Annotated in this window: 11 protein-coding genes; 4 read left to right on the forward strand and 7 right to left on the reverse strand. The window is 33.5% G+C overall.

What is annotated here, in order from left to right:
- Window positions 1–414: transposase (locus AC0UA9_RS16410; RefSeq protein WP_475661700.1), on the forward strand; the 414-nt coding region annotated here is incomplete at its 5' end.
- Window positions 415–799: 385 nt separating this feature from the next.
- Here the strand turns inward: AC0UA9_RS16410 and AC0UA9_RS16415 are convergent.
- Window positions 800–2,191: an ATP-binding protein gene (locus AC0UA9_RS16415; RefSeq protein ID WP_475661702.1), complete on the reverse strand. Its 1,392-nt coding sequence runs from the start codon at window positions 2,189–2,191 to the stop codon at window positions 800–802.
- A gap of 1,297 nt (window positions 2,192–3,488) precedes the next feature.
- Here AC0UA9_RS16415 and AC0UA9_RS16420 point away from each other — a divergent pair.
- Both AC0UA9_RS16420 and AC0UA9_RS16425 read left to right on the forward strand, forming a co-directional pair.
- Complete coding sequence (locus AC0UA9_RS16420; protein WP_475661703.1) at window positions 3,489–4,547, forward strand: tyrosine-type recombinase/integrase; 1,059 nt, start codon at window positions 3,489–3,491, stop codon at window positions 4,545–4,547.
- A gap of 203 nt (window positions 4,548–4,750) precedes the next feature.
- Window positions 4,751–5,668 carry a hypothetical protein gene (locus AC0UA9_RS16425; protein WP_475661705.1) on the forward strand — a complete coding sequence of 306 codons (918 nt, stop codon included), beginning with the start codon at window positions 4,751–4,753 and terminating at the stop codon, window positions 5,666–5,668.
- A 650-nt stretch (window positions 5,669–6,318) separates the two neighbouring features.
- On the opposite strand, the gene AC0UA9_RS16430 is transcribed toward AC0UA9_RS16425, so the two are convergent.
- The 5 genes from AC0UA9_RS16430 to tnpA form a co-directional block, all read right to left on the reverse strand.
- Window positions 6,319–7,191 (reverse strand): replication initiator protein A, encoded by an 873-nt coding sequence (locus AC0UA9_RS16430; protein ID WP_475661707.1) that lies wholly within the window; start codon window positions 7,189–7,191, stop codon window positions 6,319–6,321.
- 3 nt (window positions 7,192–7,194) lie between these two features.
- Window positions 7,195–7,575 carry a hypothetical protein gene (locus AC0UA9_RS16435; protein WP_475661708.1) on the reverse strand — a complete coding sequence of 127 codons (381 nt, stop codon included), beginning with the start codon at window positions 7,573–7,575 and terminating at the stop codon, window positions 7,195–7,197.
- Between the two features lie 9 nt (window positions 7,576–7,584).
- Window positions 7,585–8,619, reverse strand: coding sequence for a ParB/RepB/Spo0J family partition protein (locus AC0UA9_RS16440; RefSeq protein WP_475661710.1), 1,035 nt, complete (start codon window positions 8,617–8,619; stop codon window positions 7,585–7,587).
- 32 nt (window positions 8,620–8,651) lie between these two features.
- Window positions 8,652–9,605 carry a ParA family protein gene (locus tag AC0UA9_RS16445; protein ID WP_475661713.1) on the reverse strand — a complete coding sequence of 318 codons (954 nt, stop codon included), beginning with the start codon at window positions 9,603–9,605 and terminating at the stop codon, window positions 8,652–8,654.
- Window positions 9,606–9,968: 363 nt separating this feature from the next.
- Window positions 9,969–10,358, reverse strand: coding sequence for an IS200/IS605 family transposase (gene tnpA / locus AC0UA9_RS16450; RefSeq protein WP_475661716.1), 390 nt, complete (start codon window positions 10,356–10,358; stop codon window positions 9,969–9,971).
- Window positions 10,359–10,395: 37 nt separating this feature from the next.
- Between tnpA and AC0UA9_RS16455 the strand changes: the two genes are divergently transcribed.
- A complete protein-coding gene (locus AC0UA9_RS16455) occupies window positions 10,396–11,457 on the forward strand; it encodes an RNA-guided endonuclease InsQ/TnpB family protein (protein WP_475661719.1) in 1,062 nt (353 codons plus the stop codon).
- A gap of 604 nt (window positions 11,458–12,061) precedes the next feature.
- Here AC0UA9_RS16455 and AC0UA9_RS16460 read toward each other — a convergent pair.
- Window positions 12,062–12,218 (reverse strand): transposase domain-containing protein (locus AC0UA9_RS16460; RefSeq protein ID WP_475661721.1); only part of this gene is annotated, 157 nt, incomplete at its 5' end.

A 12,218-nucleotide genomic window follows, 5' to 3' on the forward strand; every position in this document is an offset into this window, starting at 1 on the left:
CCAATGAAAGGAGCAACGTTATTGGCAACATTGCAGGAGTTAGGTATTGTTCCTTCATTTAGCCGACCGTCTGTGAGTAATGATAACCCGTATTCTGAGTCGCTATTTAAGACGTTAAAGTATCGTCCGGAGTATCCTGAAAAAGCTTTCGAAGATATCGCGAACGCAAGAAAATGGGTTAGTGGGTTTGTAGATTGGTACAACAATGAACACTTACACAGCGGTATTAAATTTGTCACGCCAAACCAGCGTCATTTAGGGTTAGATAAAGCGATACTAGCGAAACGTCATCAGGTAAATGAAATGGCGAAATTACAGAACCCAAGTCGTTGGTCAGGAAAGTCTCGAGATTGGACAATGATCAATGAAGTAAATTTAAATCCAGATAAACAAGAAGAAATGCGGGTGGCATAAAATTTAACTTGATGCGACAACTAACTTGAAAAACTCCGGTACGGGTTTCATCAGCACACAAACTCTGCTCATCAAGCAAGTGACGCTGCAGTGGGTGCGAAAGCATTAAATAAACAAAAAGCGGGGGTGAAGCCAAAAGAGTGGCATGCTTTGTACTATAAACGCACAATAAGTGGCAGACTTTTACTGCTCGGATAATTATTTATCCGAGAAAGATAATATGTATCGCATAATTCATAAAAAACTCTTTTTGAAAAGTCGTGACAGCCTTGTTTTTGATTTGCAGATTTTGGTTTAAGTCTACATACGTTAATAACACTCCCACTCTAACTATGACTGTTGCATAGACAAATAGGCGCTAAAGGGCTAGATGAATGGCTACCACCTAAAAATCAGCTGTAAATAATTTATCTATCTGTTCATCTAGGTTATCAAGAGAAAAACATTGATAATCTATTTGATAGTTTTTCAACTTTAATTTTTCTAACAATCCTGATGACTTCATTACTAATTTATTGTGGCTATAGCGCTTAAATTGTCGCTTCACTTCCACAATTAATATTCTTTTATCAAGATCGTTAATAGCAACAATGTCTATTTCATTCTCACCTTTTTTGTCCCAGTAACTACCGATGCGATTAAATAGTTTAGATTCAATTAATATAGCTTCACATAAAGCTTCAAGCTCGATACCTGAAAAGGTGTCAAAGTCACGATTGAGTATTTTTTTAATGTAATCGAAATTCTCCATCTCTACTGCGCTACGGTTGCTATAAATGAATTTAAACCAAAATCTAAGAAAGGGATCTACAATTTTATAGCGAACATCTCTAGAGTTCTCATTTGAGGTAATAGGTCGCATTTTGGCGATAATGTCAAACTCACTTTCAAGATTTTGTAAAATTGTTCCTATACCAATATTTAAATAGTTTTCAATGCGTGATCTAGCAGTAAAACCATTAGCTATTGCACCAAGCACATCAAAATAGGTACGATGCTCCGAACCAAAATCTTCTACCAGGCGATGTACACCTTCTTTTATTAGCGGTGAAGCACTAGAAATCAGTTCATCAAAAACCTGTTTTTCGTCTGTATTACGTGCATTAGTAAGAGCGTCTTTCTCGGTATTACTTAGCCATTCTAAATACTTTGGAATGCCACCAGACAAACACCACCACAGCAGCATATTTTCTGCACTGTAACGGTTTTGATCAACCATTACCTGCTTAATGAAAGTAGGTGACAAAGGAGGTATTTTAAAAAAATAATCATCACGGTTTAACAAAGGTTGTTTAGCGCCTTTAAATATTTTAGTCATTAAACTATATAAAGAGCCACAGCAAACAAAATGTATCATGCTGGTATTTTTGTAGCTGTCCCAGAGGTTTTGTAAATCAGAAAATAAACTGCTATTAACTTTTTCAATATCTTGAAATTCGTCAACAACTAAGGTTAACGGCTGCGTGGTTGCATAGTCAAACAGGTATTCAAAAATATCTTTCAAACTACTTGGTTGAAAAAATTTAGTATTAAATTTGTTTTTTATAATTGCTGCAAATTCATCAACCAATACAGCTTCAGATTTACGACTAATGAACAAATATAAATAATTATTTTTATCTACTGAATCTCCGGAACAAGCCTCGTTAAGTAAACGGGTTTTACCCACTCTCCGTCTACCCACAACGACACTTAATCGCCCTTTACTATCAGCTATATGGTTAGAGATATCTCTTAGCTTATTAAGTTGTACCTCTCGGTTGTAAAATTTTTTCATTAGCAATTCTTTTGTTTTTATACTTGAGAAATTATTGTAGCACACAATACTGTAGCGAGTAGTACGATATTTACATTTAGGGGTTATCCACTCGAAATGAACCTTACTTGCTGAAAGTAATTGATAAGCCTTGTTGTGCTCTAGCTTTAGTTAATTTATTCAAAGCCCTATGACTTTTAGATAAATTCATTATGAGAGTACTTTTGATAATTGTTACCCCCTCAAATTACTGTTAAAAAATAGGCTGACTCGCAACATTGTTTCGAGGGGGATGGGCAACTAACCCCAAGATTAATACCTCTTGCTCTAGTTCAGCCTGTAATACGGCAGTATTTAATAACTAGCACAATTATCAATTATGATAACTTGGCAGGTCCGTTTATCATTTTTGATAGTCGATCGTAAGGTTAACTTCGATAGATTAGAGGATTTACTCCAAATGTTTATATGAAGTTCTTAGCACGCTGCCGCTCATATTGATATTCAAGTCAGAGACATCAAATATTATTATAAAAATAACAGCTCTCAACATTTAAATAAGCTTGCAGACGGTCTACGCCTTCAAGTGTTTTAGCCAGTTAACTCAAGCAGGCTTTCAATTGGCTTTTGCAGTCTCAAGTTATCTTAATTGATAACTAAGCCTATTTTACTATCAAATAAGATAACCGGTTTTTCACGAGTTAAATTTTTTATATAAATGATGCCATTACTAGGGTGGTCAAATCTATTGAACCACTTAACTCCTTAAGATTTAAGCCCCATTTAGTTTTTATTTCATTGCGCATGATAATTATACTTATCTTGCGCAATGGTAACATTAAGTTATACTATGGTTATGTATATAGTGTTTTGCTAATAAAACACATTCTGTAAACATAAAAATGTCCTATAGGACATTTTTATGTTTACAGATTTGCTGTGTTATTCTGCTATAGAAGTTACAGAGAATGGTGTAGTTAGACGAATAATACTCATTATTTGGCAAAAATAACAAATTTATTATAAGTCACTGTTTTTCATGCGATATATGTCCTGTACGGAGTTATCTGGAATTCAGCTTGTTCACAGTTAAAAATATCTTGGATAATTTTTAAAATGAATATCTTACGACAAGAACAAAAAAAACGCTCTAGAATTAAAAATGACATTACTACAATGCAACTGTCGAATTCGTTGAAACTCAGAATCAAACGAATACAAAAGATACATGAATTTGATAAATTAGATGAGGCTCTCGATGAAGTGATTAGCTTTTATGAAGATAGGCACCATAAAATAAAACTTTCAGAGAATAACAATGGCTGAGCTTACATTACATGATTTAAATGTTTTTGTTCCTAACGAGCATAAAGCATCTGCGGATAAATATCTTACTGACATATTTAACCGGTTACCTTTTAATACCCAGCGCTCCTACAAAAGTGACTTGAAACACTATTACCAATTTTGTTTTGTAAATAACTATCCTGGTTTAACTCCCGATGTCCAGATAACGGAAATTAGTATTAAAGATTATGTGACATCTATGTGCGAGTCACAACTATCTTATAATACGATTGTTCATCGTATATCTACGCTTTCAAAATTTATGTCCATTGCTAATTTACCTAACCCTTTAAAACAATCTGTATATTTACGTGACTATATAAAATTAGAGCTCAGAGAATATGATATATACAACAGAGCTAACCAAGCACCTGCTCTACGTTTGCGTGACCTTGAATATATTAATGATAATCTTATTCCTGATACACTCCTCGATATACGTGACTTAGCATTAATTAATATGATGTTTGATGGTTTATTACGGGCTGATGAGATTACTTCAGTTCAACTCAAGCATATTGATCACAAAAGCAATAAGTTACTTGTTCCAAAATCAAAAACAGATCAATCAGGTATAGGAAAATTTAGATATATTTCTAATACTACCCTTAACTATGTTTCTGATTACATTGAAGAGGCAAATTATAATAATAAGCATCAAAGCCCCAAGATAAAGAGTGACTTAACGAGGATTAACACAGGTATATTATTTAGGCCTATTTCCCCTAAAGGTACATCTTTACTACCTTATGACGAATCTATTACACGTATTAAAGATATGAAAAGGCTCGATTATTCATCTGTTTATAGAGCCTTAAAGCGCGTTGCAAGTAAAAGCGGTATCGAACTTGCCATTACCGGCCATAGTCAACGTGTAGGTGCCGCAGTTACTATGGCTGAGGCTGGTATTGCAGATAAAAAAATTCAAGATGCTGGTGGCTGGACTACTCCAGTAATGGTGGCAAGATACACTGAGCAAGCAGATACTGCTAGTGGTATGTACGAAATTTCCAAGCTGTTCAAACGATAATTCCTTTTATATAAATCTATTTAATTATGTTTATTTATCTTAACTACACTTTCATCCCACACCCAAAGAATTAATAATATAAAAACAAATTACTCAAACACCTGTGCTAGCTAACTAATTTTTTAAGAAGGATAACTTGTCTTTGGGGTGTGGGATAATTATACTTGTTTTTATTAGTAATAAGTTTTGGGGTTATCCTATTTATGGAAAATGTAATTACACGAGAGCTAAAACTAAACTTAATGTCTGTTAAAAGATCAATAACAAAACTTTGTTTACTATTGAATGAACATCAAATTCAATTTGATATTATTACTCAAAACTTTATGGTTGGCTCTTCGATTAATATTATTAACGATTTATCAGTACCTTATTCCAATTTCTATTATGATGATGAGGATATTAATGGTAATAAGGTAAATACCTATTATGGTTATATCTCTTGTTTACATAATCATGAGATAAAAGATCAAGTCACTCTAGTTAATGAGCTTAAAGATAAAGTAAAAGAATCTTTAAGGAATCTTCGCGAGTTCTATAAAACTAATCCTCCTAAATTTAATAAAGTAATTAGCTCTATTGATAGTGATGGAAGACTTAACATTAAAGAATTAATTAGACATATTGTTGTTATAGACTCTAATAACTCATTAATTAACAAAGTATCCTTCCAGCCAGAAATAATTAATAAAGGTAAGGGCCGTTGTTTAGCACCAATAGAAATACAATTCATCATTAACAATTACTTTAAAGGTAAAGACGGTGTTTATGCACAAGACTTAATTAAACTTAATCAAATCAAATATAATGAACTTCTCTCTCCTATAAGTTCCAAACGTATAAAATGTAGAGTAAATATAAGTACTGAAGATGAAACATTTAAAGGTAAGTATTGCTCCCTTCCTATAATAATCTTAAGTAAGCCTTCTAAAAAATTTTTTACTAACCTTCATTCAATGTTAGATAAATCTTTTAAAAAAATTTCTTATGATAAACAACTAGAAAGTACTCCTTTATTAGCATTTAGATCATTTACTAGAAAAAAACCAGGATTTAAAACTTTTTTAACTGATAAAGAGCTTTTAGAAAGAAAAGATTATTTAAAATCGTCTTTTAAGTAGTCTTTTTTAGCTAAATTATTGTAATTTTTCATACTTATAATCTTAATTTTATGATTAGCTAGAGTGTAGAAGATTATATAAATGAATTTTCAGCCTTTAACCAGATACATAATCTGGTTCATTCATTGATATCGATTAACTGTGTTTTTTTGGCTTCTATTCAAACAATATTTATAATTACTTAATATATAAGTTAAATATTTTTTAGTATTAAAAATCACGTTATAACAAGTTATTAATATAGTTAGTAAGTTAATAAGTTACATATTTCTAAAGCCATAGCTGTAAAGCCTTTCAAGGCTTTTATGTGTTTAACTTCACGTTATAGTGTGGTTACCTTCACTATAGTTTGTGTTCATGTCGGTGTTCAGCATCTCGATACTCTGTGTTTAGCTTCACGTTTTTTTGTGTTTAGCTTCTCGATTATTATGTGTTTAGCTTCTCAATCTAAATCACAGGTTTTGCACATCTTATACACAGGTTTGTCCACAGTTATTGTTGTTAAAGTTACCTTAAAAATTTTAAATTATGGTTAAATAATAAATTCTCAATAACATACTGTATGTTATTGAGGGTTATTTTTTTTATGTGTTCAGGATCACGAAGATTACCTTCAAAAAAAATATAAATATTCATGTTTGTGTTTAGGATCACGATATTTCATCTCTTTTTTGGTATTCTTTTTCGGATTTTAAACGACCACCCTTATCCTTAAATACTATGACTTTTTCAACGGAACCTGTCATTTTCGCCGTTGCATACATGATAAAGTAATCTGGTATGCTTTGTTTTTTATCTATTATTTTGATCTTTCTCCTAAATTCTCTAAGAGGAGATTTAACACCAAATTTGTTATATAAATTATCTAAGCCTATTTCCCACTGGGCTTGATTACCACAATGTTTTCGACATAGCTCATATAAACGCCTATCGTAAGGGGAAGTTAATGTAAAATATTGTGATGTATAGGTTAATATTTGATTATTTGAAACAGCATCAAAAAGAATAGATGGTAGTATTAATTCAACATATTTCATTCTCCCTGATTTTTCATCTGTAATTAAGTCATAATCACTAACAAAACTAAATCCTTTATCTCGTTTAAAGTCTCCTTTTTTTGTCGTTGTATAGACTGTTGTACCCGCTAATCTTTTTAAAGAATCTAAAACACCTTTATATGATCTTCCATCTGTACTTTTATTTGTACTTTTCAAATAATCATACAAGGTAACATGAATCTTTTGACCTATTGATTGCCCTCTATTTTTTGCTTCAGCTATTTGTCCAAAGCAATACAGCAAAAGATCTTTGTCATGTATTGTCGCCCTCCCCTTTTCATTTGGAATTATTTCAATAGATGCTCCTGTTTTTTTATTAGTATAAAAAAATGAGTCTTTATCTACTTTAGAACTCACACTAAACAATGGGAACTCCATTGACTGTGTATCCCCCTTCGGGGCGGCATCAATAATGTTGGCAACAAACAATTCAAGTTGTTCAGAAGATATTAAATCTTTAGTCACTATCTAGCTCCCTGTTTGTATGTTTGAATCTATCAAACGTTGTAATATAGCTGTTCTAATTATAGAGCTTCGATCTTTTTTACTACCCTCTTCTTCTTCAACAGCTTTTACTATTTTATCTAGCTGTTTAAAAGTATCGACTGTAATACTTAAGTTTATTACTTTAGTCGTACCTGCTTTTATGAATTCTTCAGCAATTAAACTATAACAATCTTCTTTTTCAAAAAGTTCTTTTAATATATCTTCAAACCAGAATAACCTTTGTTTTTTGTTATACCCAGAGGACTCAATATTTTCAGATATTTTAGAGATCATCTTCTCAGGAACTCGAACAGCCATCCGCTTAACCATTTTGGCAGAAATTGAATTTTTAATTCTTACCATAGCCCCACCCTATTTTTTTTCAGTTAAAAATATTAATAATGAGTTAAATGCAGCATTTATATCTTTGTGTTTAGTTAAATCTAAATCTTTCAACATTTCAGATACTTCATAATTACTTGCTACTACTTCAATTATTTTTTTCATTGCAGTCGTGTCGGCATTTCGGCTAATTTTTACAGCAGGTGAGATACTTAATTTTTTTTCAATCTTTTTACCTGATAAGGTTGCTTGCAACTCAACCTCTGATAGCTGAGCTAAAGAAGCCGCCTTTTGAAGTGCGGTAATTTTTCCTTCTTGAATAGCTGTTATTAAGGTATTTGTTGGATAGTTAATGATCGCTAAATACCTTTGACAATCTGATCTCCCTAATCCCGATAGTTTAGATAAGTTTCTTACCGATAATTTTGTGTTTTTAAATTGATTTATTGTAAACTTTTTTACCCTTTCTACTTTTTCAAAAAGAGTCATATCCTCACGATGGATATTTTCTTCCCATTGTAGTAAATCAATTTCTTCAGCAGTCGGTTTTTGAAGGTAAATTTTTGATGATATATAAGACTCACCTAACAGCACATGTGTAAGAACTCTTCTTTCACCTGATATTAAATGAAATATACTTTCTTCTTTCCATACTACTATTGAATGCAACAATCTTTTTGGTGACCTTAAAACGGTAGCAAACTCGACAATTGATTTGAAATCTCCAATTTGTTTATCAATTAAATTAAAATCATTTGTGACTATGTTTATATATTCTTCCACCCAAGCATTATCTAATTCATTTGTTAAATAATCAGTAATAGGATTATTTTCCGCTATTCTTTTTATTAAATTTATATCTACTTTTAGCTTTCTTGGATTATCTTGGTCTGTTTTTATATAATCAATGGGAATCGATTTTACAATATCATCTTTTAATTTACTCTGTTCTGATAACTGTTCTGCAACTGAACCAACCCATTTTTCAGTATTCTGTGTAGTTGAATTTTCTGAAATATTCCCAGTTCCAGCTCTTGTGTTTCTTGCACCTAATTTTCTTGCCATAATATTTCCTTACTGACCCCGTCGGGGTCACTTTAATATTTCATTCTTTTGTTGATAATCGATTTTCCAAAAACGTCACAAAGTATATAGTGGCATAGTGCTTCACTATGCTTCTTAGCGGTATGACTTTCACTTATTTGAAATATACTTTTTGGGCTTATAGATTTAAGGTCTCGTTCGGGAAATGCTGCAGATAAAGGAATAAATAATTCTTTTGGAAGCATAATATTTCTTAATTTTTTATGTAAAATATCTAGCGTACTTTTATGTAACTTTGTATTAATTCTTACTTTATTTGGAACTAAACCAACCAAACGTAACTGTTCGTCATCAGGTCTAGAGAAGTTTTCAGACGTTATTACTTGAATCATTGCATTAATACCTTGAATCGATTTTTCTTCTGGCTCAAAAGGTACTATGGCATGCGTGGCACAGCGTAGGGCAGATCTAAAAACAGGGTTTCTTGATGGGCCGGTATCTAAAACTATAAGATCGTATTCCTCACCAACAAATTCATTATATAAAATATCTCTTAATCTACTGATAACCTTTGCTTCAATTTGTCCACTTTCAGTTGAAAACTCTTGATTGATCTTTTCTAATAATTCAGGATGACCAAGGCAACAGTCAACTTTACCCTTAAATCCATTTTTAGGATTAATGTAAGTCTCATATGGGAGAATTTCTTTTCCGTAAAAAGTATCAGCAATAGTTGATCTTTCTTCTACATCATCAAAGTCAGGGTCACCCTTTATGTAATCTGGGTGAATAGGCGGTATTTGCCCTCCTGTAGATTGTGGGCTATTTTCCATACCTACCCAAAAATCTGAACTATTACATTGCATATCCAAATCAACAACTAATACATTCATATGAACAATTATAGAAGCGTATTCAGAAATAATACTTGAATTCAGTGATTTACCTACGCCACCTTTTTGGTTCACAACAGCAATTATCTTTGGCAGTTTTGACTTATTCTTCATGTTAGTCATCCGTTTATTAAAAACATACGTCAATGATATCTGTATGTTATTATCATATCAAGATTTATTTTAAGCTGTATTTATGTGGATAATCCATAGTGACCCCATCGGGGTCACTATGGATTAGAGAGTGTATATTTTCACGAGTATATGTATTTATGTTGTATAAATAATAATTCACAAATTAGGTTTTTCTTACCTTGTTTATGCAAGAAATTCATTGTAGCCGATAGTTGTTTATGAATGTTATATGCTCAATATGCTCAAATTGATTTAAAATATAGTAAAAATGGTAATTTATCGAATCTGTCGAGAAAACCCACTGAACGACGCGAAGCGGCGTCGGTGGGATGAATCGATAAGCTACCCTTGTTCTTGAATGTATTTTCGAACTGTTTCAGCGGATGCATCTCCGACTGAGCAGAAAAAGTACCCGTCAGACCAAAAGGTTTTTTCGAGCCAAAATTGCTTTTTAAGCCAACTGAATTTACCCCACAAACTTTGAGTGGTCGACTGCTTAATTCTGCGAACATAGCTGGCCACACAAATAGTTGGTGAGATTGTTAGCAAAATATGATCATTGTCTACTTCAATTTCCTCCACAATAAACCCTGAGCGAGATGAGATTTTAACGATTTTACGTTTTACAAAATCACCAACTTCACCTTGTAGTAGTTGTTTTCGGTATTTAACCACAAGAATTAAATGCAGGGCAATTAGGTATTTACAGTGTGAATTAGTTTGAAATTCCATTTGACAATCCCGACTTATACAGTAGCCTATACAGTATATGAAAAAAACACTCAGATACAACTTTCGACTAAAACCGATCATGGAGCAAGAGGTTAAACTCATTGAGTTTGGCTCGTATTCTCGTGGTCTGTGGAATCTGTTGTTATCTGAAAACATGCGTCGATATCAATACGACAAAACGTTTTTGTTTTACAATGAAATGGCAGCCCTCATTCGAGATTTAAAAAAGTTCGAAGAATTCGCGTGGCTAAAAGCCTTTGACTCTGCGGCTGCACAGCAAGTAGCGCGAGATTTAGAAACCGCTTTAAAAAATTCATTTACCAAAGGGCGACTGCAAAAGTTTCCGACCTTTAAAGTGAGTTTTAAGCAGAAAAAATTGCACGATGATAGTTTTCGTTGTGTCAATAATTCAGATTGTATTCGCATCGAAAATGGCGCTATCAGCATTCCTAAAATTGGCAAAGTGCCGATTGTTTTACATCGTAAATTGGCGAGTAAAATCAAGACTGCCACTGTGCAATTAAGAGATGGAAAATGGGAGGTTTCACTGACTCAGGAAGCTGAGTGTAAGAGCGCAAAACAAGTCTTATCAACGCTTGTGGGTTACGACATCAACAGCCAACATACAGTTGTCGGTTCAAACGCTTGGTACGTAAAAACCTCTCGCCAACGCCTCGCGTTCGCTCACGAAGTATCCTGCTCGATAGCCAAGACCATTGATATCATCGTGTTTGAGGATTTAAATGTGAAGGGAATGCAGCAATTTAACGGCCAAATGGTGAACGATAATGTGATGGGTATGATCACATCGTTGGTCAAATACAAGGCGGAATTAAATGGCGCTGTGTACCATGAAATAGGGCGTTTTGTGAAATCGTCCGGTATTTGTTATGAATGCAAACATGAGCACACATTCGATTTACGTGTTCGAGAATTCGCCTGTGAAAACTGTGGTTTAGTGCAGTGCAGAGACTTATCTGCGGCTAAATCAATAGCAGATACAGGTGAAAAAGATTTAATGGCTAATGGGATATTAGCCAGGCGTTGCCCAAATTTCAGCAGAAATCGCCGATCAAAACGAAAGTCTTTGAGCAATTAAAGTTTGGTGTGGGATCTGAGGAAAAAGAAGCAGCCTAGCCTTTAAAAGCTAGATTGCAGAAGCCCACTGATCGACGCGAAGCGGCGTCGGTGGGTAGTTCACAATACAGAAATGTTTCTGTGTAAACTATAGAGCTAAATACTGACCAGTGAATAGTTGTAAATAAGCAAAGTTATTTGTATGTGATCTACGACGTTTTATTTAGCAGGAGGAGGTGAGAACTGAGGTTGTTATAACCACAGAGAACTCAAGCCAGTAGCACTACGCTTAGTCTTGGGTACCTTTTTCTTTAATTATTTTAAGAAAATATTAGAGTCTGCTTTACAATAATTAATTTATTTTTAGCGACTAATTAAATTTTTCAACCTGGCCTGGATTGAAAGCGTAGCGGTCTTTCTCACTTGTATAAACAGGGAAGGCGACGGCTAAATTAAAACTGCGTGATATACGGTCACAACTCTGTTCAATCGGCAATGTGCTTAGCTCTCATTACATCGGACTTACGCCTAGTTCGGAAAAAAATAAGCGCGTAATTAGCCTTAAAGCATCTATTCGCTAAATGATGTTGGCGCAACCAACGTAAGCGGGCATTTAAGCAGTGCGCTTAGCTATAATCAAAGTCTAGCTGCACATTCCACGGCATTAAGTCGGTAAAGTCATCATCACCCACATCTCTGCTCGGCAACGTTTTAAATAAATGCAGGAAGTAGTAATAAGGGTTGATGTCATTGGCGCGGCAGGTCATCACAATACTATAAAGT

The sequence above is a fragment of the Colwellia sp. F1 genome (assembly GCF_056238625.1).